Source organism: Candidatus Pantoea bituminis, assembly GCF_018842675.1.
Classification (GTDB): Bacteria; Pseudomonadota; Gammaproteobacteria; order Enterobacterales; family Enterobacteriaceae; genus Pantoea; species Pantoea phytostimulans.
Map to the genome: position 1 here is coordinate 1,266,741 of NZ_JAGTWO010000004.1, position 23,304 is coordinate 1,290,044.

At 49.3% G+C, this 23,304-nt stretch carries 13 protein-coding genes and 5 pseudogenes; 14 read left to right on the forward strand and 4 right to left on the reverse strand.

Annotated features, from left to right (window positions below; all coding sequences use genetic code 11):
* Nucleotides 1–185: 185 nt before the first annotated feature.
* The 3 genes and pseudogenes from yegD to KQP84_RS09600 form a co-directional block, all read right to left on the reverse strand.
* Nucleotides 186–1,538: a molecular chaperone gene (gene yegD, locus KQP84_RS09590; RefSeq protein ID WP_215846244.1), complete on the reverse strand. Its 1,353-nt coding sequence runs from the start codon at nucleotides 1,536–1,538 to the stop codon at nucleotides 186–188.
* A gap of 70 nt (nucleotides 1,539–1,608) precedes the next feature.
* Nucleotides 1,609–4,946, reverse strand: a pseudogene (locus KQP84_RS09595) (diguanylate cyclase).
* Nucleotides 4,947–5,111: 165 nt separating this feature from the next.
* Nucleotides 5,112–5,726: a phosphatase PAP2 family protein gene (locus KQP84_RS09600; RefSeq protein ID WP_215846246.1), complete on the reverse strand. Its 615-nt coding sequence runs from the start codon at nucleotides 5,724–5,726 to the stop codon at nucleotides 5,112–5,114.
* A gap of 284 nt (nucleotides 5,727–6,010) precedes the next feature.
* Between KQP84_RS09600 and udk the strand changes: the two are divergent.
* The 3 genes and pseudogenes from udk to asmA all read left to right on the forward strand — a co-directional run bounded on the left by udk (nucleotide 6,011) and on the right by asmA (nucleotide 9,149).
* A pseudogene (gene udk / locus KQP84_RS09605) lies at nucleotides 6,011–6,651 on the forward strand (uridine kinase).
* A gap of 77 nt (nucleotides 6,652–6,728) precedes the next feature.
* Nucleotides 6,729–7,309: pseudogene (gene dcd / locus KQP84_RS09610) on the forward strand (dCTP deaminase).
* Between the two features lie 16 nt (nucleotides 7,310–7,325).
* Nucleotides 7,326–9,149, forward strand: coding sequence for an outer membrane assembly protein AsmA (gene asmA / locus KQP84_RS09615; RefSeq protein WP_215846248.1), 1,824 nt, complete (start codon nucleotides 7,326–7,328; stop codon nucleotides 9,147–9,149).
* A 12-nt stretch (nucleotides 9,150–9,161) separates the two neighbouring features.
* Here asmA and KQP84_RS09620 read toward each other — a convergent pair whose 3' ends face one another.
* The gene (locus KQP84_RS09620; RefSeq protein ID WP_215846249.1) at nucleotides 9,162–10,736 is read right to left on the reverse strand and encodes a TerC family protein; all 1,575 of its coding nucleotides are present in this window, start codon (nucleotides 10,734–10,736) and stop codon (nucleotides 9,162–9,164) included.
* A 789-nt stretch (nucleotides 10,737–11,525) separates the two neighbouring features.
* Here KQP84_RS09620 and wbaP point away from each other — a divergent pair.
* The 11 genes and pseudogenes from wbaP to KQP84_RS09670 all read left to right on the forward strand — a co-directional run bounded on the left by wbaP (nucleotide 11,526) and on the right by KQP84_RS09670 (nucleotide 23,292).
* Nucleotides 11,526–12,959, forward strand: coding sequence for an undecaprenyl-phosphate galactose phosphotransferase WbaP (wbaP, locus tag KQP84_RS09625; protein ID WP_215846251.1), 1,434 nt, complete (start codon nucleotides 11,526–11,528; stop codon nucleotides 12,957–12,959).
* 285 nt (nucleotides 12,960–13,244) lie between these two features.
* Nucleotides 13,245–14,384 (forward strand): polysaccharide export protein, encoded by a 1,140-nt coding sequence (locus tag KQP84_RS09630; protein ID WP_215846252.1) that lies wholly within the window; start codon nucleotides 13,245–13,247, stop codon nucleotides 14,382–14,384.
* Between the two features lie 8 nt (nucleotides 14,385–14,392).
* Nucleotides 14,393–14,827, forward strand: a complete 435-nt coding sequence (locus KQP84_RS09635; protein WP_215846254.1) for an arsenate reductase/protein-tyrosine-phosphatase family protein — start codon at nucleotides 14,393–14,395, stop codon at nucleotides 14,825–14,827.
* A 12-nt stretch (nucleotides 14,828–14,839) separates the two neighbouring features.
* Nucleotides 14,840–17,017 carry a tyrosine-protein kinase Wzc gene (wzc, locus tag KQP84_RS09640; RefSeq protein WP_215846256.1) on the forward strand — a complete coding sequence of 726 codons (2,178 nt, stop codon included), beginning with the start codon at nucleotides 14,840–14,842 and terminating at the stop codon, nucleotides 17,015–17,017.
* 282 nt (nucleotides 17,018–17,299) lie between these two features.
* Nucleotides 17,300–18,435: pseudogene (locus tag KQP84_RS09645) on the forward strand (EpsG family protein).
* A gap of 15 nt (nucleotides 18,436–18,450) precedes the next feature.
* Complete coding sequence (locus KQP84_RS25310) at nucleotides 18,451–18,867, forward strand: SGNH/GDSL hydrolase family protein (RefSeq protein WP_252515245.1); 417 nt, start codon at nucleotides 18,451–18,453, stop codon at nucleotides 18,865–18,867.
* Nucleotides 18,864–19,175: an SGNH/GDSL hydrolase family protein gene (locus KQP84_RS25315; protein WP_252515246.1), complete on the forward strand. Its 312-nt coding sequence runs from the start codon at nucleotides 18,864–18,866 to the stop codon at nucleotides 19,173–19,175. The genes KQP84_RS25310 and KQP84_RS25315 overlap by 4 nt, the downstream gene beginning before the upstream one ends.
* Before the next feature lie 33 nt (nucleotides 19,176–19,208).
* Nucleotides 19,209–20,387, forward strand: a complete 1,179-nt coding sequence (locus tag KQP84_RS09655) for an acyltransferase family protein (protein WP_215846258.1) — start codon at nucleotides 19,209–19,211, stop codon at nucleotides 20,385–20,387.
* A 75-nt stretch (nucleotides 20,388–20,462) separates the two neighbouring features.
* Nucleotides 20,463–21,380, forward strand: coding sequence for a glycosyltransferase family 2 protein (locus KQP84_RS09660; protein ID WP_215846260.1), 918 nt, complete (start codon nucleotides 20,463–20,465; stop codon nucleotides 21,378–21,380).
* A gap of 77 nt (nucleotides 21,381–21,457) precedes the next feature.
* Nucleotides 21,458–22,210 (forward strand): glycosyltransferase family 2 protein, encoded by a 753-nt coding sequence (locus KQP84_RS09665; protein WP_215846261.1) that lies wholly within the window; start codon nucleotides 21,458–21,460, stop codon nucleotides 22,208–22,210.
* A 39-nt stretch (nucleotides 22,211–22,249) separates the two neighbouring features.
* Nucleotides 22,250–23,292, forward strand: a pseudogene (locus KQP84_RS09670) (glycosyltransferase family 4 protein).
* Nucleotides 23,293–23,304 lie beyond the last annotated feature (12 nt).

Consider the following 23,304-nt stretch of genomic DNA (forward strand, 5'->3'; position numbering starts at 1 on the left):
AAAGGCGAGCAGTGCTGTCACGCATAAAGAGAGCAACAGAGCGCTTCAGTTAAGTTAGCGGGGCGGTTCCACAGGGAGGTGAGCTCGCTTCGCAAGCAGATGCGCTAACTTTGGCTTCTCTCTCAAGCCAAAGTAAAAAAAGCGGCCCTTGAATGGGCCGCTTCGCTATGTAGAGTATGCAAATGCTAAGCAAACATCACTTCAGCCCATCTCGCTAATCCTGCTGTAACCGAGGCGAAATCATCGCCGCCAGCGATTGGCGTATCCGGTAAAGCTTGCTGCAACGCGGCGCGCAGCAGAGGAGAACGGGCGCTACCGCCGGTGAGATAGATAACATCGGGTTTAATGCTGCTGGTAGCAAGCGCCAGATGAACCTGCTCAAGAATTTTCTCTAGCGGCTGGTTGATTGCGTCGCGCAGCATCTCTACGCTGATTGCCGCCTGCAAAGAAGGCGCAATAAAGTCGAGCGCTGCGTCAGTTTCGATGCGATCTGACAGCGCAATTTTGCTCTCTTCTGCGGCACGCACCAGACGATAACTGAGTTTCTGTTGCCACACTTTCAGCAGGCGTGCGACAACATCGCCATTTTCGGCATCACGGACGAGATCGCGCAGCAACTTACCGCAGGCTGCCGAGTAAAACTCACTCTGAGCGGGAACGTCATTGATCGCAACTGCATTCCACCAAGGCAAAGCGGGCAGGGCGGTGCCTTTTTGGGTATTACCGCCGAGCCCGAGCAACGGCATCAGGGTTTTAAACGCGAGAGTAATATCGAGATCGTTACCGCCAACGCGGCAACCGCTGTGACCAAGCAAGCTTTCACGGCGATCGGATTGATTGCGCCATTGTGGCCCCATCAGCAGCATTGAGCAGTCTGTCGTACCACCACCGATATCAACGACCAGCACGCGTGTCTCTTTTTCCAGCGTTGCTTCAAAATCAAGTCCTGCCGCTACCGGTTCGAACTGAAATTCCACATCACGGAAACCGGCGCGCTTCGCTGCACGCAGCAAGATACCTTCTGCCTGTTGGTTCGCGTCTTCACTGCCCAAGCCCTGAAAGTTAATTGGACGGCCAATGACGGCTTGATCGATCGACTGATCGAGTTGGCTCTCACCTTGCTGGCGAATATGCAGCATCATGGCGCAAACCAGATCTTCAAACAGCGCGATCTGCTGTGGCTTCAGGCCGCTGGCACCCAGAAATGATTTAGGCGATTTAACGAACCACACATCTTCAGGATCAACCATATAGTGTTGCAGCGCGGTCAGACCAAACTGCACGCTGCCGGGCAGGACATCGATGTCCTCTTCGCGGTTATAACGCAGCGCACGCTGCAATAACGCGGTGGTTTCACTGTCAGGGGTAGCGACTTGATGATGGCGATACAACCATTCGCTAATGGATTCGCGCGTTGGTGCACAGATCATTGAAGGCAGCAGGCGCTGACCATTTTCCAGCGTCAACAGACGCGGCGCGCCGTTTTCGCTTACCGCAATAGAACAGTTAGCCGTGCCGTAATCAAATCCTATGAACATTTTCGCCCCCATGCCGGAAAAAGGGGGCGACTTTAGCGCAGCTTTAAGAAGCTGGCAAGACACTGTCTGATCAATCGTCCTGGGATAAAACCACGCTGGCCGCCAGGCTGCTCAATGGCTGACGCTCGGCGATGGCGCTGCCCCAGACGCCATGAACATCCAGGCTGGCCAAGGTATTTAATACCGCAGGCACGGTAACTGGACCGGCCAAAAGCGCAATATTTCGTTGTTCGGCCTGGCTTTGAATAATCGACACCAGCATTTCGTCCATCAAATTGGTATGCACGTTAGCCACCAGTTCAGGCGCCAGCAGCAAACAATCGATCATGTCGCCCGTGAGTTGATTGAAGGCGTCAAGGTTACGTCCAAAATGCTCAAGCATGATGCAACAGCCGCTTTGCTGTAACTGGAGTAGGGAAGCCTGAAGGCGATCGCTGCCGTTTATTACGTTTGCCGCGTTAAGCGCGAAACCGCTGCGGCTGGATGACAAACCCGCTTCGTTAAAACGTTTGCAGAGACGTTGTACGAACTCAACATCATGCAGCGCGTTGGTATTCAGCGGCAAAATCACGGAGATGTTGTTGTCATTCAGTGCGTTAATATCGTGGCGGAAAAAGGCTTCAACAATATTGTTATCGAGCAGACGCTGCAGCGCTTCATCCGGCAAATTATTGCGTAACAGCGATTCGTCGATAAGCGTGCCGTCAGCAGTGAACAGCTGAACGTCCAGTAGCCAGAATGAGGTGAGTTTAGGCGTTTGCGGCGGGGCAATTGCCCAGGCAGAGAGCTCAACCTGCAAGTCGTTGAGCGTTGTGGCATCGAGTCGCTGATTGCTGCCCGCTAACGGCAACTGATGTTGTTCATAGACAACATAGCGCCCACGGCCGCTGCGCTTGGCGTTGTAACAGGCAATATCCGCTTGCGATAACACTTCGCTGCTGTGGCAGTTTTCAGCGGAAATTTGCGTTAACCCGGCGCTGGCACCGACCTGATAAACCCGACCAAGCCACTGAAAGCGGTAGTCATTCACCGCGCTGACGATACGCTGCACCACTTCGCGTGCCTGATCGACCTGGCATTCTGGCATTAGCAGAGCAAACTCATCGCCGCCAAGGCGTGCAAGGAAATCACTGCTGCGCAGACGATGCTGCATTAACTCTGAAAGCTCACGCAACAGGGCATCACCGGCGGCGTGTCCGGCGGTGTCATTGACCGCTTTGAACTTATCGAGATCGATAAAGACCAGAACATGCTGGTGCTGATGCTCAGCCGCATCCATCAGTAAGAGTTTGAGCTGGTGCTCGAAACTGGCGCGATTGGGCAAACGCGTCAAGGTGTCGTGTAAGGCGCTGTAACTCAGACGTTTCATGACTTTGCGTGATTCACTGACATCCTGAATAACCATCACGGCGCCCATTTCTGCGCCTGCCTCAGATTTAAGCGGCGTGATGCTGTAATGGATATCCATTTTTTCACCTGCTGGCGTATGCAATACCAAATCTTCCACTAAATCGGGTGTGGTTTTTTCAGTTGGCAAATGGCACAGCAGCAGATTTTCAATTTGTGGACCGTGGCGTCCCTGCGTGATGTGCAACAGTTCACTCAGCGGTTTGCCTGCGGCATCCTCTTGCGACCAACCACTAATCTGCTCAGCAATCGGGTTCATAAAGGTAACGCGCATCTCTTCATCGGTGCTGATTACCGCTTCGCCGATGGAATCCAGCGTGATCGCCATACGCTCTTTTTCCTGGAACAGCGCTTCGTTAAGATTGCGCAGCGAAGTGATGTCCTGACAAATGCCCAGCATACGTTCAATGCGGCCTTCCTGGCTCAGGATGCGATTGGCTTGCGTACGCAGCCAGCGTTCGCCGTCAGGCAAAGTGATGCGATATTCCATTTGGAATGCACTGCGTTTCTCAATGGCCTGTTGGATAGTTAGCGCAGCATGTTCACGATCGGCCGGGTTCATCAAGTGCAGCCATAAATCGTAGCTCGGCGATTCGTGAGGTGCGAGGCCAAACAGCGCGTACATCCGCTTGTCCCACAACATTTCACCGGTCAGTAAGTTCCATTCCCAAACGCCGATGCCGCCGGCTTCATTGGCCAACGTGATACGTTCCATCAGGCGACGATTAACTTGTTCACTCTGCTTGAGCTCAGAAATATCAATGATCTGTGCAATGAAGTAGAGCGGCTGATAGGCGGCATCACGCACCAGCGAAACCGTCAGGCGCGCCCACACAATTTCATTGTCCTTGCGGAAATAGCGTTTTTCCAGGGTGTAGGAATAGATCTCACCTTTTAACAGTTTGTCGAGCTGGATGAGATCGTTACTGAGATCGTCGGGATGCGTCATTTGCTGGAACGTCAGGCGTTTTAGTTCATCTTCAGGAAAGCCCAACGTCTGGCACAGCGAATGGTTCACCTGCAACCAGACACCCTGCGGTGAGACCAACGCCATGCCGATAGCGGAATATTCCATGGCATGACGGAAGCGGGTTTCGCTTTCACTGATATGGTTCTTTTCACGACGAAACGCATCCATCACCAGCGACATGACATGGCCAGGAATCAACACCAGCAAGAACGGCAGCCAGCTGCTGATTTGATCGAGCTGGCTGCTACCGCGGCCCACCGTAACGAGGTCAAATGCCAGCAGCATTGAGATAAAACAGGCGTTGAGGAAAAACAGCACGAAGGCTTCAAGTTTCGATAAACGTACCGCACACCAGAACAGGATCACCACAATAAAGGTGAACGGCCACGGCAGGAAACGCAGCGCCAGATAGCTGGCGGTAAGCGTCACTAACAAGGTGATCAGCAATTCAACTGAGTGGTGTTCTTGAAAGCTACGGCGCTTTAGGGGCCAGGGAAACAGCAGCAATACTGGTCCAAGTGCCAACATGCCAATAACTTCAGAAATGACCCAAGTATAAAAGAAGGGAACCGAGGCCTTACCACTGACCTGCAACATCCACATGGCTAATACGCCGCCAATGAGCGGTGTAACAATGCCAACGGAAAAAATAAACCGTGCCCAGTCAATCAAGGTGTTAAGCGGTGCCCGGCGATCAAGCAGCAGACGCAGTAATATCCCACCCAGCACTGCTTGCACTGAGTTGAGTAAAGCAAATTTCAAATTGGAAAACGCGGGGCCAATAATCAAGGCGTTAGCGAAAGCTGTGCCAATGACACAACACAGCAATAATAAAGGAACCTGACGCGATGGACAGCGAAAAACCACCACCGTCATTAATGCGGTAGAGAACCACAGTGGGGAGATTTTGCCGCTCACCATGATCAGCTCAAGGCAAAATAGCGTGAGAAAAAAGCGGTGATGCCCAGCATCAATCCGTTTAAGACGCTGTTTGGTGTTTTGTTTTGCGAGGACAAAATATCAATGGTCATGCATAAACCCAGCTGCGTGCACCGCTTCGCAGTGGCGAAATATGCACCTGTTATTCTCTTTCGGGCATGCTAGCACATTCAGCAAAGAATACTGTCGCGAAATCACTTTTGTGCGTTATTCGGCGGATTGACTGGCCTTTTATCAAAAAAAGGCCATCACATTGATTATTGGCGGAAAAGATCGGCGCGGGAAAACGGTTTTTCTAAGCCTGCCAGATTCGCAGAAAAGCGTTCAAGGAACTGCTGCGTTGTGGCGACGCGACCCTGTCCCAGCAGCAACAAGGGGACCAATAACACAACGCTGACCTGCGGCCAGCTAAAGCCTTTTAAGGCAGTGCGGCGCTGAGATATCAGGAAAGCCGTGCTTAAGGTAAAGCCCAGCAGTAAACCAGTAACGACTTCGCTTTTTGAGTGTGCATGGATAACCAGCCGCGAGAACCCCACCATCAGCGGAATCAGGTAGCCCACACCGAGAGCAAACCCACGCCATAAACTCGACCAGCGGCCAGAAATCAGCCACAACATCACGGGCCATAAGGTGGCGGACATGGCGCTATGACCACTGAAACCGGTGAAATTATAATGAGCACTGCCAATACCAAAGCCGAGAAACAGAATTTTTGACAGGCTAACAAACAAGCCAGCCAAACCAAACGCCACGATCCAATAGAGCACCGTGCGGCGATTGTCACTTTTCCAGGGCAGAATCAGTGCGATGATCACCGCCGTCGGGATCAGCAACATACTGTCGCCAAAATAGGTCAAGGTCTTCCAGAGCATACGACTCCTTGTGAATTAGTCAGGCACGATGATTTCCGCAATCATTCGGCGAAAAAAGCGTTTCGCCAACGCCGCTAAATTCAAATCGAGAGGGTAGCTAGTTTATCGATGAAATGATTAGCTTCCAAAGGGGAAATTCTGAAAAGCTTCTGGCGCCATTTCTCTGGCATCAAAACGCCGAAATCCCTATACTTAGCGCGAACTCACCCTCTCCATTTAGGCCCGCTGGCTGGGCGCGCATTCCGTGTACAGTCATTGGCTCCAGTTATCAGGTCTTTAAAAGTATGACTGACAAGTCTCATCAGTGCGTGATTGTTGGCATTGCCGGTGCTTCCGCATCCGGTAAAAGTTTAATTGCCAGCACGCTCTATCGTGAAATCCGTGATCAGGTTGGTGACGAGCACATCGGGGTCATTCCTGAAGATGCTTATTACAAAGATCAAAGTCACCTCACCATGGAAGAGAGGGTTAAAACAAATTATGACCATCCGAGTGCGATGGACCATGATTTGTTGCTGCAGCATTTGCGTGCAGTTAAAGCCGGAGAAGATATTCATCTGCCGGTTTACAGCTACGTTGAGCACACGCGTACCCAGGAATCTATTCATCTCAAACCCAAAAAAGTCATTATCCTGGAAGGTATTTTGCTGCTGACCGATTCGCGTCTGCGTCAGGAACTTAACTTCTCAATTTTTGTCGACACACCTCTCGATATCTGTTTGATGCGCCGCATGAAACGTGACGTCAATGAACGAGGTCGATCGATGGATTCAGTAATGAGCCAATACCAGAAAACGGTGCGTCCAATGTTTTTGCAATTCATTGAGCCGTCCAAACAGTATGCCGATATTATCGTGCCGCGCGGCGGAAAAACCGTATTGCGATTGATATCCTTAAAGCCAAAATCAATCAGTTTTTCGAATAACCCACGTCCAACTGGACGTGACGCGAACGGTGCGCTGTAGTAACCGTTCGCTACACTTACGTCATGGAGTTACGTCAATGAGATTATGCGACCGCGACATCGAAGCCTGGCTTGATAACGGTAAGCTGGCGATTACGCCGCGCCCACCGGTCGAGCGTATTAATGGCGCCACGGTCGACGTGCGTTTGGGCAACCAGTTCCGTACTTTTAGCGGTCACACGGCGGCATTTATTGACCTGAGTGGGCCAAAGCAGGAAGTTAGCGCGGCGCTGGATCGCGTCATGAGCGACGAAATTGTGCTGCCGGAAGGGAAGCCTTTTTCTTGCATCCCGGCGAACTGGCGCTGGCGGTCACGCTGGAATCAGTCACTATTCCAGACGATTTAGTCGGTTGGCTGGATGGCCGCTCCTCGCTGGCGCGTCTCGGATTAATGGTGCACGTGACCGCACACCGTATCGATCCTGGCTGGCAAGGTCGCATCGTGCTTGAGTTTTATAACTCCGGTAAATTGCCGCTGGCGCTACGTCCCGGCATGCTGATTGGCGCACTGAGTTTCGAGCCGCTCTCCGGCCCCGCTGCGCGACCTTATAACCGCCGCGAAGATGCTAAATACCGTGGCCAGCAGGGTGCTGACGCCAGCCGTATCGACAAAGATTGATTTCACTGAGGATGTCATGAGAAGAGTGATAACCACGCTGGCCATCTTGTTAGTGGTGGTCGTAGCGGGAATGACCGCATTAGTATTACTGGTGAATCCCAACGACTTCCGTGCCTATATGGTGCAACAGGTTGAGCAACGCAGTGGTTATCACCTTGAACTGCAAGGCGATTTGCGTTGGCACGTCTGGCCGAAGATGAGCATTCTGGCCGGCCGCATGAGTTTAACCGCGCCTGGCGCGGCGCAGCCGGTGGTTTCAGCAGAAAACATGCGGCTCGACGTGGAGCTCTGGCCTCTGCTGTCGCATCAACTGAGCGTGAGTCAGGTGATGCTCAAAAACGCCGTGGTACGCGTAACGCCCGATAGCGCTGCAAAAGCGCCGCAAAACGCGCCGCAAGGGCCGCGGAATGCGCAGACTTCCACTTCATCTAACGGTTGGTCATTTAATATCGGTCAATTGCAAATCGCCGATAGCCTGCTCATTTGGCAGCAAGCGGGCGGCGACGAATTTAACTTCCGTAATTTTAATCTCAACCTTGATCAAGACGACAATAAACAGGCCACGATTGCGTTGAATACCAGCGTGACGCGTAATCAGCGCAGCGCAACGGTAAACCTAAAAGGTGAGCTGGATGCGTCGCAATATCCACATCGCCTGAGCGGAAAAGTTGATCAGCTCGATTACGCGCTTGCCGGTGCCAATATCCCGCCACAGGGAATAAAGGGTTCGCTGAGCTTTGAAGGCAGCTGGAATGGTGATAACCAACAATTTTCAGTCGCTAATTTACAGCTGACAGCTAATGACAGCGCACTCACCGGCAATGCCGAAGGCAGCCTGGCGCTGCCACAGCGTTTAGCGCTTAATCTTCAGGCTACCTCTCTGAATTTAGATAATTTGATGGCGAATGCCCCCGTGAATGAGGCTGAAGGTGCTCAGCACGCCACGGTTGCACGCGCGCCTGTGATTGCCGAGCCGCGAGAAAGAAACAATGCCGATTCACCGCTTAACACCTTGGATCTGGCACTGAAGCTTCAGGCTAAGAGTGCGGTTTGGCGTGGTCTGGCGCTCAGTGATTTACAGCTTGATGCCAGTAATCAGCAAGGTCTGATGACGGTGAGTACCTTGAAAGGGGCGCTTGGGTCGGGCAGTTTCTCTCTGCCGGGAACCGTTGATATTCGTCAGCCTGAAACGCGTGTCAGTCTGCAGCCAGAGTTACAGCAGGTTGCCATTCAGCCGCTGCTTAAAGCGCTGGAATTACCCGAATCGCTGCAAGGGACGGTGAGCTTGTCCGGGCAACTTTCGGGTGAAGATCTGACCGTTGAGGCCGCGAAAAGAAACTGGCAGGGCAGGGCGGCAATCAGCGCCAACGATCTCACCCTGGCACAAATCAATCTGCAACAAATGGTACGCCGCGCTGTGGCACGTATCAGTAATCGTGTAAGCAGTGAAGACAAGGATGGGCAGGGCATTAAACAGATTGCGGGTCAGGTTGTACTTAATCGCGGCGAATTGGACTTTAGCGAGCTAACGGGCAGCGGCCCGCATCTTGCGCTGCAAGGCAAAGGGCAGGTGAATCTTCAGCAACAACTGCTGGATATTACACTCGGCTTGAAACTCAGCGGCTGGACGGGTGATGATAAACTGGTCACTGCGCTCTCAGAGCAGACCATTCCACTGCGCATGTTTGGTCACTGGGACAATGTGCAATATTCATTGCCTGTTGATGATGTCATTCGGAATCGGCTACAAAATGAAGCGAAGTCGCGGTTGAATGAGTGGATTGATCAGCAGCAAGATAATGACGACAAGCGGAATATTAAAAGTTTATTGCGCCCTTAATGGGCGCGCTTATTACACTTCGTAATCCGCCTCTGTTTTCTGTTCAACGATCTCAACCTTTTGCACGCGATGGTTTTCCACCTGCAAGGTACGCAGCAGGTAATTGCCTACCTGTAACTCTTCACCCTCTTTGGGAATATGTTGCAGGCTATCCATTAATAAACCCGCCAGCGTGTGGTAGCTGCGCTTATCATCCAGCGGCAATTTTACATACATCGCGAGATCTTCCAGTGGCATGTGTCCGTTAGCAATCCAGATGCCTTCGCCATTTTGCTGAATGTCATAACGCGCATCAATTTCCCCCGCTTCATTGGGTAAATTACCCGCGATGGTTTCCATCACATCACTCAATGTCACCACGCCTTCCACAGAACCAAATTCATCCACAACAAAAGCGAAGTGCGTATGCGCCTGGCGGAATTGTTCAAGCGCCAGCAGCAACGTTAAGCGCTCTGGAAAGATTAACGGCTGGCGTATCAGGGCGCGTAAATCTAAAGAATTCTGATGCAGCGATTGATGAAGTAGGTCAATAACATGTACAACGCCCAGCGGCTCGTTGGCGTTATCCGTGATTAACAGGCGAGTATGTTGGTTGCGGTCGAGTCGCGCCATAATCTCAGCCGGGTCGTCATTCAGATCGATATGTTCCACATCATGACGTGAGGTCATGATGCTGTTTACATGTCGCTGACCTAAGCCCATCACGCGCGCAATCATGACGCGTTCCTGACGGTTAAACAGCACATGAGATTCGCTGTCAGCGATCAACGATGACGTTTTAGCATCCAGATCGGCGCGTTCAGATTCACCCCGTAATAAATGCAGTACGGCTTCAGCGGTACGCTGCCTTAAAGGACGACCGGCAGACAAAACGCGACGACGGTTAAATTGCGCTAATTGATTGAGGGCTTCAATCAATACTGAGAAACCTATAGCGGCGTATAGATAGCCTTTGGGGATCGCAAAGCCGAAACCTTCAGCAACCAGACTGAACCCAATCATCAGTAAGAAGCTCAGACAGAGAATGACAATTGTTGGATGGCTGTTGACGAAGCGGGTGAGAGGCTTGCTGGCAAGAAGCATTAGCAGAATTGCAATAGTGACTGCGGTCATCATGACAGGCAAATCGTTAACCATGCCGACGGCGGTTATTACAGCATCCAGCGAGAAGATGGCATCCAGAACCACAATTTGAGCCACAACTGGCCAGAATTTAGCACCGCCTTTTTGTTGACCATCATCGTTATCGCTGCCTTCAAGGCGCTCATTCAGCTCTGTTGTGGCCTTAAATAACAGAAAAACGCCACCAAACAGCAACATAAGGTCACGTGCGCTAAAAGCGTGGTTCCAGAGGGTGACCAGCGGCTGAGTTAGCGTAACCAGCCAAGAGAGCGAGGCGAGCAGGAGTAACCGACACACCAGCGCAAGTAACAAACCTATCACGCGAGCGCGATCACGGAGCTTTCCTGGCAGCTTCTCAACCAGAATCGCAATAAAAACTAAGTTATCAATCCCCAGCACTAACTCAAGAACGATAAGCGTGACTAATCCTGCCCAAAGCGAAGGATCGGTTATTCCCTCCAACATGCCTTATTCACCTGAATGTATAAAAATGAGTTTTATCTGATGATAGTGGAGCTTAAAGCAAGCTACAAATAGCGCCTGGCTTAGCATGCTCTTAAGTGACCTGAGATTGTTCTTGTCTTGTAACGTATCGAGCTAATCACGTTGTATTAAATTGGCAAACAATACAAGGACGCGTAGACGAGTAAATAAAATTCATGAGGATCTTATTTCTCTGTAATTCTTATACGATTTGGTGGGGGTAGGGATATGGAAAAAATCTGAAAATTAGAGAAAAGATTGCACGCCGTGACTGATATCAATACTAATGGCTGGTAGTCTTTTTCCTAAAATAGTGCAGGGAAGGCGGGGCCTACTTGTAAACAAGCCAGTAATAACTAGTATAGCAACGGGTTAGTAAATGTCTGCGCTAATGAGACAATTCGTGCAGTGATTCGGCGTTTAATGTCATGAATTGTGATCTCGTCCTCTAAAAGTGGCGCTTTGCATCTCATTTTAGTGGATAACCGGCAAGGAAATATGACGAACAGCGGTATTGGCAGCGACAGCCAAGGGCGGTAGCGTGCCTGAATTGCTTTTCTCGTTTATTAAACAGACGATTACCGCGCAGGAAAAAGTCGGACTAATCTGTTGGTATTTATAACAATTTTCTTGTTTTTATTGGTAAGAGCATTGGCGTAAACGCCGCAGGAGCTCCCTAAGAAACGATTCAACCTGAACATTCATCACTGCTCATTTAATACACAAGGTTGGAGCGTTACGGGTTTAAGGAAATAAAATAAAGAGTTAAATATGCGCGATACAGAATTTACGTTTAAAAGTCTTATCACCAAATTATTGTTAGCTTGTTCAGATTTAATTTGTTTCAACGCAGCTTTATTTATTGCGATGGCGCTTATTAATATGATGTCTGATTCACCTTTGGCAGATATTTCTGAAAAAGAACTCAATTTAAAAATAGCCACGCACATTTGCTTATCAATTATTAGCGTGGGTTGGTTCTGGGTAAGGTTGCGTCATTATACTTACCGCAAACCTTTCTGGTTCGAATTAAAAGAAATTTTTCGTACCATTCTTATATTTTCTGTTATTGATCTGTCGATCACGGCATTGTCTCAATGGCAAACTTCGCGCTTCCTTTGGATATTAACTTGGATATTAGCGCTGATTTTAATTCCAAGCTGTCGCGCACTTTCAAAGCGCCTTTTAAATAAATATGGCTTGTGGAAAAAGCAAACCATCATCATCGGCAGCAACAAAAATGCCCATGAAGCCTGGCAAGCGCTGCAAAGCGAAGAAGTGATGGGCTTTGATGTCATCGCCTTCTATGACGTCGACGGTAGCGGCCCTCATGGCAGCATGTCTGGCGTGCCGGTGCTGCGTGATGAGCAAGAGCTGTGGAATCTGACGAATAGCGAAACGCAGTTTATCGTGGCGGTTGAGTTCGAACAGAGCCAGTACCGCGATATGTGGCTGAAATCGCTGGCAATGCATAATTGCCGTTCAGTCTCTGTTATTCCAACCCTGCGTGGCGTGCCGCTTTACGGTACGGATATGGCTTATATCTTCAGCCATGAAGTGATGATTCTTCGTGTGCAGAATAACCTTGCAAAACGGACATCGCGTTTCCTGAAACGGGCTTTCGATATCGTCGGTGCGCTCTCAATCATTTTGATGCTGCTGCCTGCACTACTGGTACTTGGCTTCCTGGTGGGCCGTGACGGTGGTCCGCCAATTTATGGGCATGAACGTGTAGGTTTGGGTGGACGTAAATTCAAATGTCTTAAATTCCGTTCGATGGTGATTAATTCGAAAGAAGTTTTAGAAGAAGTCCTGCGTACCGATCCTATCGCACGTGCGGAGTGGGACAAAGACTTCAAATTGAAGAACGATCCACGTATCACCAAGGTCGGTCACTTTATTCGCAAAACCAGCCTTGATGAATTGCCGCAGCTCTGGAACGTTGTGCGTGGCGATATGAGCCTGGTAGGACCGCGCCCAGTAATTGAAGATGAACTCTGTCGTTATGCCGGTGATGTTGATTATTACCTGATGGCAAAGCCAGGCATGACGGGATTGTGGCAGGTCAGCGGCCGTAATGACGTTGATTATGAAACACGTGTGTACTTCGACTCGTGGTATGTTAAAAACTGGTCTCTGTGGAATGATATCGCCATTCTTTTTAAAACAGTGGGTGTCGTACTGAAGCGGGATGGCGCGTATTGATCAGAGGGCGAGAAGGAGAGCGTAAAACGGGCGCTCTCTTATTTAATGCCGTTGTTAGGTGTGTCGTTAGCTGCCCTATTCAAGGACGCGTTAAGTCGTCATTTATAACGGGTAATGATGGGTTCGCCTTATTTCGCCTTGTTGACCGGCGGCTACAAAAAAGACAGGAGCAAGGATAATGAACGACAAGTTCAGTGCTTAATTAGGTAGTTTTTACTTTTTGTTGGACGCTTACACAGCGGCGTATTCGCCTCTATCAATCAATAACTGATAGCGAAGATCTAAATGATTACAATCAAAATGAAATTGATACCTTTACTGGTATCCGCCACTTTTCTCTCAGGGTGTACGATCCAACCAGGTCAGCACCTTTCCACATCGGGAAAAGATGTCATTGAGCAACAGGATAGCAACTTTGACATCGATAAATACGTCAACGTTTTTCCATTAACACCGCGTCTGGTCGAGCAGATGCGTCCTAAGCCGCTGGTTGCCCAAGCCAACCCAGCGTTGCAGAATGAAATTCAGAGCTATGAGTATCGTATCGGTGTCGGCGATGTTCTGACTGTCACCGTGTGGGATCACCCTGAGTTAACCACGCCAGCAGGTCAATACCGCAGCGCCAGCGATACCGGCAACTGGGTACATTCCGATGGTACGATTTTCTACCCATACATAGGTCGAGTTCGCGTAGCGGGCCGCACTGTGGGTGATGTACGTAATGAAGTTGCACGCCGACTTGCACAGTACATCGAAAGCCCGCAGGTTGATGTCAGCATCGCCTCGTTCAAATCACAGAAAACCTACGTAACCGGTTCGGTAACGACATCAGGTCAGCAACCGATTACCAACGTGCCATTGACCATCCTTGATGCTGTCAATGCCGCTGGCGGTCTGACTGCAGATGCAGACTGGCGTAACGTTGTGCTTACGCACAACGGTAGCGAGCAACGTGTTTCCCTGCAGGCGTTGATGCAAAACGGTGATCTGAGCCAGAACCATCTGCTCTATCCAGGCGACATTCTGTACGTACCTCGTAACGATGATCTCAAAGTCTTCGTCATGGGCGAAGTCAGACAGCAAACTACCCTCAAAATGGATCGCAGCGGCATGACGCTGGCAGAAGCATTGGGTAACGCACAGGGCGTAGATCAGACCACGTCTGATGCAACCGGCGTGTTTGTTATCCGTCCGATCCGCGGCACCAATCGCACTAAGATCGCCAACATCTATCAGTTGAATACCCGAGATGCGGCATCGATGGTGATGGGTACTGAATTCCAACTGGAACCTTATGACATCGTTTATGTCACCTCCACGCCGCTCACGCGTTGGAACCGCGTAATTTCGCAATTGCTGCCAACCATCGCGGGCATCAACGATGCGAGCGAGGCCGCACTGCGTTTCCGCAACTGGTCTAACTAGGTTCAACCATGATTACGTCCGTGTTAGTCGTGTGCGTTGGCAATATATGTCGCTCTCCCACCGGGGAGCGCTTGCTCAAACGTGCGCTTCCTCAGACTCGGGTAGCCTCTGCAGGGCTAGGTGCCCTAAAAGGTTATCCGGCAGATCCGACCGCCAGCGATGTGGCCGCCATTCATGGGCTGTCGCTTGAAGGTCATGAGGCTCAGCAGTTAACGGCAGAGATGTGCCGTGACTATGACCTGATTCTGGTGATGGAGAAGCGTCATGTGGAGCAGGTCAATCGCATCGACCCGGCCGCACGTGGCAAAACCATGTTGCTTGGGCACTGGCTCAATCAACGAGAAATTGCGGATCCGTACAGAAAAAGCCGTGAGGCCTTTGAAGAGGTTTACGGGTTACTGGAAAACGCTACCCAGAAATGGGTCAACGTATTAAGCCGATAGTTGGGATTATCCATGAATATAAAAAACAAGGTTATGACCGCGCCGAGAGAGGATTCGAATGGATGGGATCTGGCGCATCTTGTGGGACAGCTTATTGATCACCGCTGGATCATTGTTGCGGTTACCGCCTTCTTTATGCTGGTGGCAACGCTCTACACACTGTTCGCTACACCGATTTATAGCGCTGACGCTTTAGTTCAGGTTGAGCAGAAAAATGCCAGCTCGGTACTGAACGATCTAGACAGCCTCATGCCGGCTACGCCAGCATCCGATACTGAGATTCAAATCCTTGAGTCTCGTATGGTTATCGGTAAAACCGTGGCTGATTTGGGATTAGATACTGTTGTTGAGCAGAACTACTTCCCGGTTATCGGTAAAGGTTTGTCGCGTCTGATGGGCAATAAGCCGTCTGATTTGGCTATTTCGCGTCTGGAAATTCCACGCACCATCGATAAACGTACCGTAGAACTGGAAGTAACTGGACCAGACTCTTATACCGTTTCTAAAGATGGTGATGAGCTGTTCAAAGGTAAAGTTGGCCAGCTGGAAACGCATGGCGATGTCACCATGCTGGTGAGCGGCATTAATGCTGATGAAGGCACGAGCTTTAATGTCACTAAGCTGAACGAATTGCAGGCGATTAACTCTGTGTTAACTAACTTGTCCGTTGCGGACAAGGGCAAAGACACCGGCGTGTTAGGTCTGGAATATCTGGGTGAAGATCCGGAGAAAATCAGCAAAGTCCTGAATCAAATCGTTAACAACTACCTGTTACAGAACGTTGAACGTAAGTCTGAACAAGCAGAGAAGAGCCTTGAGTTCCTGCGTAAACAGTTACCGGAAGTCCGCTCTAAACTGGATGTTGCTGAAGACAAGCTGAACACCTTCCGTCGTCAGAACGACTCGGTTGACCTGTCACTGGAAGCGAAATCTGCCTTAGATTCATCTGTTAGCGTGCAGAGTCAATTGAATGAACTGACGTTCCGCGAAGCGGAAGTTTCTCAGTTGTTCACTAAAGATCACCCAACCTACCGCGCATTGCTGGAAAAACGCAAAACGTTGGAAGGTGAGCAGGCGCAGCTGAACAAGAAAATTTCAGGCATGCCGCAGACGCAGCAAGAGATCTTACGTCTGACGCGTGATGTGCAGTCAGGTCAGGAAATCTACATGCAGTTGCTGAATCGCCAACAAGAGTTAGGCATCAGCAAAGCCAGCACCGTGGGTGATGTTCGTATCATCGATGGCGCCGAAACGGCTAACTCGCCTGTTGCACCGAAGAAAGCCTTGATTATCGCTGCAAGCTTGATCTTTGGTCTGTTTGTTTCGGTTGGCCTGGTGCTGCTGAAAGCCTTGCTGCATCACGGTATTGAAAACCCGGACCAGCTGGAAGAGTTGGGCATGAACGTCTATGCCAGCGTCCCGCTTTCCGAATGGCAGCGTAAGAAAGATACCGAAGCGCTGGCGCGCCGTGGCAATAAGGTGAAAACCGATCCGCACGACACGCTGCTGGCATTAGGGAATCCAACTGACCTCTCTATTGAAGCGATTCGTAGCCTGCGTACCAGCCTGCATTTCGCCATGATGGAAGCCAAGAACAACATCCTGATGATTACCGGTGCGAGCCCGGGTATTGGTAAAACCTTTATCTGTGCCAACCTGGCAACGCTGGTTGCAAAAGCGGGCCAGCGTGTCCTGTTCATCGATGGTGACATGCGCCGCGGCTATACCCATGAGCTGCTGGGTGCAGAGAACAAGTCTGGCTTATCCAATATTCTTTCTGGCAAAACTGAATTCAATCCAGCAATGATTCAGAAAGGCATTTACGGCTTTGACTTCATGCCACGCGGTCAGGTGCCACCTAATCCATCTGAGCTGCTGATGCACCGTCGCATGGGTGAGCTGCTGGATTGGGCGAGCAAGAACTACGATTTGGTTCTGATCGATACACCACCGATTCTGGCCGTCACCGATGCCTCAATCATCGGTAAGTTGGCAGGAACCTCGCTGATGGTGGCGCGTTTTGAAACCAATACCACCAAAGAAGTGGATGTCAGCTTCAAGCGCTTCGCACAAAACGGCATTGAAATTAAAGGCGTGATCCTTAACGCCGTGGTCCGTAAAGCGGCCAATGCTTATGGTTACGGTTATGACTATTACGATTACGAGTATGGCAAACCAACCAAAAGTTAATTATTGAGTGAATAAAGGGGCGGTTTGACCGCCCTTTTTATCGCACTGTTTGAACGACGACACGCAACGATTTACACAGGTGATTCTGTATTTAACGCGTAAAACGCGACAGACGTGACGTCGCATAACAAGCGTCAATCACAGAATGCATCAGCAACAGAACTGACGTCCGCCCACGCATCCATGATGATTAATGGCGCGACACGCTGAGAATGTAGCCGGGAAGGCAAACAGCGTAAGTCACTGTTAGCGTGACAACTTGTGGAATTAAGGAATCACACCATGGCTCCATATTGGTATATAGCAGGGTTTTTGTTGTTGCTTTCGCTGGTCGAAATCCTGCTTAAAAAAGATGAACGTACCACGCATATTCTTACCTACCTGCTTTGCATTGCTACTATCACACTGATTGTTTTTGGTGGTATTCGTGGGCTTGGCACCGGGATGGATGATTACCAATACCGCAGCTTCTTTGTCGATTTCGTTCGACGCATTGAAGTCAATGGTTTTGCGAATACGGTTGCTTTTTTCCGTTACGAACCGCTGATTTTTGCTATCGCCTGGCTGACCAGTCTGTTTTCACACAATGCCAGTGCGTTTCTGTTTGTTTTCAGCATTCTGGCAGTATCGACCAACGCTATTTTCTTTAAAAAAATGTCGCCTTATCCAGTGCTGGCACTGGTGCTCTACTCAGCACACATTTTTATCAATAAAGACGTTAACCAGATCCGCTTTGGCTTAAGTTCCGCACTCTTCCTTGGGGTGTTGTGGACAATCTACCTGAAACAGTATTGGTGGGCGTTTGCCTTTTTTGTCCTCTCATTCTTAAGCCACAACACGGCGGTCATGGTCGTAACAATTGTGCCGTTTCTGTTTATTCGAGATTCCCGCTGGTGGCCGGTGCTCATTATCGTTGCGAGTATTCCGCTTTCCGTCGTAGGGGTACCGGCTTCATTGCACTGATTGCCGGACATTTAGGATCGATGGGGGAAAGGGCGGCTGGATACAGTAATGAAGCATCCAATGCGGGTGATGGCAGCGTGGTATCGGTTTCTAACCTCAAGAACATCATGCTGGTATTTATCTTTGTCTATTTCATGCTGAGCAATCAGTTAAAACGAGACAATTACGCGCAGTACCGCCTTAATTATTTGCTGATTTTGAGCTTTGCGATCGGCGGCGGTGTCAGGATCTTCTTTTATAACTATTCATCCGGCGCACGCTTATCGAACTATTTGTTGCAGGTTGAGCCGATTATTTTAACGTCGCTTATTTATCAGTCGAAGAAAATACTCAAGCCGGCGATGTTTGCGATGTTTGCTTTCTTCCTTGTTTATTACCTCTATTACAACACGATTTCACTTAAGCAGGCCGTTGTAGGCTATGAAGTTGCTCGTGAATTCAAATTGTTTCATTAATTGATGAGAGGAAATATGAGCAAGAAGTTGATGGCAGTTCTGTTGGTGGCTGCGCCTATGCTGGCGCAGGCTGCCGATGATAAAGCCGCATTTGTTATTGCGGCTTATGGTGACTCAACGACCGCCGGCGTTATTTCATCTGGTGGTCGTAATATCATTACTAAAAACAACGAGATGAATTATCTTCATCAGATGTTGAAAGACAAATATGGTGAGGGCATCCAGTTAAAAAACCACGGTTCTCCCGGCGCACAGGCGGCTGAATTGGTTTACAGCCAGGATAACAAACCCCATCTCGACTGGGCAGAACGTATGGCGAAGTCTGATGCCAATATGATTCTGCTCAACTATGGCATTAACGATGCACGTATTTACTTTTTAAAGATAAGAAAGCCCATCAGGAAAGCCCGGAAGAGTACAAGCGCATCATGACGGAACTGGTCAAGGTAGCCAAAGCCAATAACAAATTGGTAGTGCTGCAAGAGCCTAATCCCATCTGTGGGCGCGCCGAACGCTGGAATGTCTGGCCTTACGTTTATCAATTAAATGAAGTGGCCAAAGAGCAGCAAGTTCCTATTGTGAAACAGTTCAGTCTTATAAAGGAAAATCGAGACTGGCAATCTGAGATGTCACCGGATTGCATTCATCCTTCCGAGATGCTTTATAAACAAAAAGCACAAAGAACCTTCGATGTATTAAGCGCCACTTTCGATAGCGCTTTATCTAAACACAGCAGCTAACCCAACCCAGACTATGTTGCTTTAGGAGCTGACATGTATGTATTAATCATGGTGCTGTCATTTTGTCTGGCGCTTATTATTTTACGTGTATTCTCCTTTCATAAAGGGGTCTATAACGAAAGTGGCATCAAAAGTATCTCTGGCTTACGTGCCCTTTTAGCAAGCATCGTGGCGTTCTCCCACTTTGCGCATTACATTTATTCGCTTGATGGAAAGTGGATATTCGATAAAGACTACTTTGCCTGGTTCTCGGAAGGTAACTTCTTTGTTAACTCCGGAAAATTCGGCGTGTTGCTGTTTTTCATGATCTCGGCGTTTCTGTTTTATCGCTGGTTAGACAATGACACCATGACGCCCGGCCAGCTCACCTATAAGCTCTTGAAATCGCGTATTCGCCGTATCGTCCCGATGTTCTGGTTCTCCGCATTCGTCATCATCGTGATTGGGCTGGTAAAAGGTGATCTGATCGTCGGTGCTACAGCGGTGAAAGATGCGGTACTGTGGTTACTGTTTATTGGCAGTTATCACATTGGCGATTATGCAACGGCTGACGTCAACGCAGGTGTCGAATGGACGCTTCGTCTGGAATGGCTGCTTTATCTCTCCATTCCGCTGATCTATGTCATCAATCGTGCCACTAACGGCAAATACAAAACGTTGCTGATCCTCGGCTCAATTGGGGTGATTTTCTGTGTGGCTGTGGGCTTGCGCCTGTGGGGTAAAACCTACACCGATCCACGTCCCGTTCTGGGCTTCGCGATGGGGTACATGGCCTACAAACACCGTGAGCTGTTTGTTCACTATAAGCACTCAAGCCTGGCAGCCTTAGCGGTGATTTTACTCACCCTGTTTTCGCTCGCATTTACCAGCAACACCTTCTTTTACCTGATTTTCCTTTGCTGCCTCACGGTGATATTTTTCATCGTCAGCAGCGGTAACGCCGTGTTTGGCATTCTGGAAAACAAGACCCTGATGTCCATTGGCGAGGTTAGCTACAGCCTGTATCTCATTCATGGTGTGGTGCTGTATTTCATTAAGCAGATTCCGCTGACGCTGATTCCTCACTCAATCCTGGTTTACACCTTGCTGTCGACCGGCTTTTTTGTCGCTTCTTTCTATGTAGCCAAGCTGACTTATCTCTACGTGGAAAAGCCGTTTATCGGCAGTAATAAGAAGAAAAAAGTGGCGATCAAAGCGTCGCCAACAAATTAGGACATCACCGGTTACCCTTGGTCATCCATACGTTATATCTTTGAATTTGGAACTGTTTTTAATGAGGTGCTGGTAATGAAGGATATTCGCTTCTCCATCGTAATTCCCGCTTATAATGCGTCAGAATCGATTGTGACGACGCTGGATTGCGTCAAGGCGCAAAGCTATCGCAATTTCGAAGTGATCATTGTGGATGACAAATCCATTGATGCTGCCGCGCTGGCAGAGGTGGTTCGCAGCGAGCGTTATCAGGATTTGGACATTAATCTGGTGCTCTCTGAGGTCAAGCTCAACGGTGCCGGTGCACGTAACAAAGGCATCGAGTTAGCTACCGGCGATTACGTCAGCTTTCTGGATGCCGATGATGAATGGCATGCAGATAAACTGCTTCATGTCAGCGAGAAAATTGCTCAGCTGGACGCGCAGGGCAAGCAGAACTTCATCATCTTTAGCCAGGTAAATATTTATCAGGATGGCTCTTTTCTGAAAGTGATGCCGATGCAGCCGCCAGGTAAAGATGAAACGGTCGCTGAGTATCTGTTCGGCTGTTACGGCTTTATTCAGACCAGCACTATCGTGTTGAAGCGTGAAGATGCGGCCAAAATCCAGTTTGATACGCGCTATATCCGCCATCAGGATTATGACTTCTGTATTCGCGCCGATCGCATGGGCTACGACTTCGTTATGATCGCTGCGCCTTTAGCTAATTATCATCTGGTGACCAAATTTGGTTCCAAGCACAAAGGCGAGTCAGTGAAGTATTCGATTTTCTGGCTGGATACGATGAAACCGCACCTTACCTCGCGTGACATTCACACCTATAAAGCCTTTAAACTGCCGCTGCGCTACAAAATGGACGGCAATTCGCTGATGGCGAGCCTGAGCTTTGCGCGCTATTTCTTCCTCACCAATAAAGACAACCGCGCTTACTTTATGAATCGCCTGAAAGACAAGGTGAGAGCGCGCTTTGGCGGAGAAAAAGCGCTTTCCTGATGCAGTTTTGCTCATCATTGCTCCTGAACTCAGGAGCAACCCTTTGGATACACTTTTTCTTTTATTCAGGTATGAAGATGAATAATCAAGTTGGAACCGTCGGCATTGTTATGCCTATGTACAATGCACGTCAGACGGTATTACGCGCCGTGCAATCGGTTATCAATCAGGGTCACACAGACTGGCACCTTTACCTGATAAACGATAAATCAACCGATGACTCGCTGGCGTTCGTGCGCGAAAATTGTCAGGATGCACGCATCACCATTTTGGATAACGCCGTTAATATGGGCGCCGCCGAGACCCGCAATGTTGGGCTGCGTGCGGCTAAAGAGGAGATCATTGCTTTCCTCGACAGCGATGACGAATGGCATGCTGACAAGTTGGCGCAGCAAGTCGCAGCGATTGCCGCCGGGGATGATTTTGTGATCACCGAGTATCACTACAAAACCCAAAAAGCTGACCACGACATTACCTACTCAAAACCCTACCTCCAACAAGAAAATTTCGTGAAGAAGCAGTACCGCGTCTGTTTTTCATCGGTCTGTTTCCGCCGTCCGCCGCAGGGTATTTTTTTCCAGCGCAAAGGCCACGAAGATTTCCTGTTTCTCTACGAATTGTTCACTCGCTACAAGCAAGCACGCGTTATTCAGACAATTCTTGTCAATTATTACGAATTAGGTGATTCACTTTCGCGCAATAAGAACAAAGCGGCGAAGTGGCACCTTGAATTATTAAGAATTATCTATAAAAACAATCCGTTAAAAATCTATTACTATTACGGCTGGTATATGGTGAATGGTGTGCTGTTTACCTTGAAGCATCGTTAAGCCGATCGGCAGGATTGTCTTTTACTCATTTTGAGGTGGATTGCGTTACATGAAAAAATTGTCCTGGTGATCAAAGATGCCTACTCGTATGCGGGCACCGAGAACATCTGTAACTTCATGTCAGAGTGTCTTGGCGAAACACACGATGTCACCGTTTACTCGTTGGAAGGCAGCGGAAAAACCTTCTATCCCTTTGAGCATGTGAAAGAGATCGTTAGCTTTGAGGGACACAGTAATCCAATTAAAAGCGCCGTCAGCCGTATCCATGAGGAAGATTTTGATACCGTTTTCCTGATCAGCATGGGTCGCCTGAGTGTGATGTTCGCTTTCTGGAACCTGATGTCGATGAAGAAAAACGCGGCAAAGCCTACGCGTGTGAACACATTGCAATTAATTCCTTCAGTAAGCCCATCAAATTCCTCAAGTATCTGCTGCTGCGCTACTACGATCGCGTAATTGTGCTGACCGATAAAGATCATCAGGTTTTCAATCGTTGGCACATTCCTAGCAAACAAATCCCTAATCCTGTGGTGTTTAAAGCCTTTCAGCGCCAGACGCGTAACCGTCAGGCATTAGCTGTGGGCCGTTTAGATCATCAAAAGGGATTTGATCTGTTGCTGGATATCTGGCGCGACTTCGCCAAAACCCATCCTGACTGGACGCTGGTGATTGCCGGTGATGGTGAACTGCGTCAGCAGTTGCACGATCAGGCCGCGGTATTGGGTATCACAGACAGTGTTAATTTTGTCGGCAAAGTCAGCAATATCAATGATTACTACCGCGACAGCGATATGGCGCTGATGACGTCACGCTATGAAGGCTTACCGCTGGTGTTACTCGAGGCGAAAGCATGGTCGCTGCCGGTGGTGGCCTATGACTGCCCAACTGGGCCACAAGAGATCATTAATCACGGTGAAGATGGATTTCTGGTTCCCATGAACGACAAAGCGGACTTTCTGGCACGCATGAACCAGCTGGCCAGTGATGATGCGCTGTTCTATGCCATGAGTGAAAAAACAAAAGAAACCGCGCTGAAATTCGACGGTAATCAAATCAAGCAAAGCTGGCTGGCGTTGGTTTAACTCGGGTAAATC

What these genes read in the sequence shown, in the direction of transcription:
- KQP84_RS09665 (WP_215846261.1), top strand. Translation starts at nt 21,458, where the DNA reads ATGAATAATCAAGTTGGAACCGTCGGCATTGTTATGCCTATGTACAAT.
- KQP84_RS09635 (WP_215846254.1), top strand. Translation starts at nt 14,393, where the DNA reads ATGATTACGTCCGTGTTAGTCGTGTGCGTTGGCAATATATGTCGCTCT.
- KQP84_RS09660 (WP_215846260.1), top strand. Translation starts at nt 20,463, where the DNA reads ATGAAGGATATTCGCTTCTCCATCGTAATTCCCGCTTATAATGCGTCA.
- KQP84_RS09630 (WP_215846252.1), top strand. Translation starts at nt 13,245, where the DNA reads ATGATTACAATCAAAATGAAATTGATACCTTTACTGGTATCCGCCACT.
- KQP84_RS25310 (WP_252515245.1), top strand. Translation starts at nt 18,451, where the DNA reads ATGAGCAAGAAGTTGATGGCAGTTCTGTTGGTGGCTGCGCCTATGCTG.
- wzc (WP_215846256.1), top strand. Translation starts at nt 14,840, where the DNA reads ATGAATATAAAAAACAAGGTTATGACCGCGCCGAGAGAGGATTCGAAT.
- KQP84_RS09620 (WP_215846249.1), bottom strand. Translation starts at nt 10,736, where the DNA reads ATGTTGGAGGGAATAACCGATCCTTCGCTTTGGGCAGGATTAGTCACG.
- KQP84_RS25315 (WP_252515246.1), top strand. Translation starts at nt 18,864, where the DNA reads ATGACGGAACTGGTCAAGGTAGCCAAAGCCAATAACAAATTGGTAGTG.
- KQP84_RS09655 (WP_215846258.1), top strand. Translation starts at nt 19,209, where the DNA reads ATGTATGTATTAATCATGGTGCTGTCATTTTGTCTGGCGCTTATTATT.
- wbaP (WP_215846251.1), top strand. Translation starts at nt 11,526, where the DNA reads ATGCGCGATACAGAATTTACGTTTAAAAGTCTTATCACCAAATTATTG.
- KQP84_RS09600 (WP_215846246.1), bottom strand. Translation starts at nt 5,726, where the DNA reads ATGCTCTGGAAGACCTTGACCTATTTTGGCGACAGTATGTTGCTGATC.
- yegD (WP_215846244.1), bottom strand. Translation starts at nt 1,538, where the DNA reads ATGTTCATAGGATTTGATTACGGCACGGCTAACTGTTCTATTGCGGTA.
- asmA (WP_215846248.1), top strand. Translation starts at nt 7,326, where the DNA reads ATGAGAAGAGTGATAACCACGCTGGCCATCTTGTTAGTGGTGGTCGTA.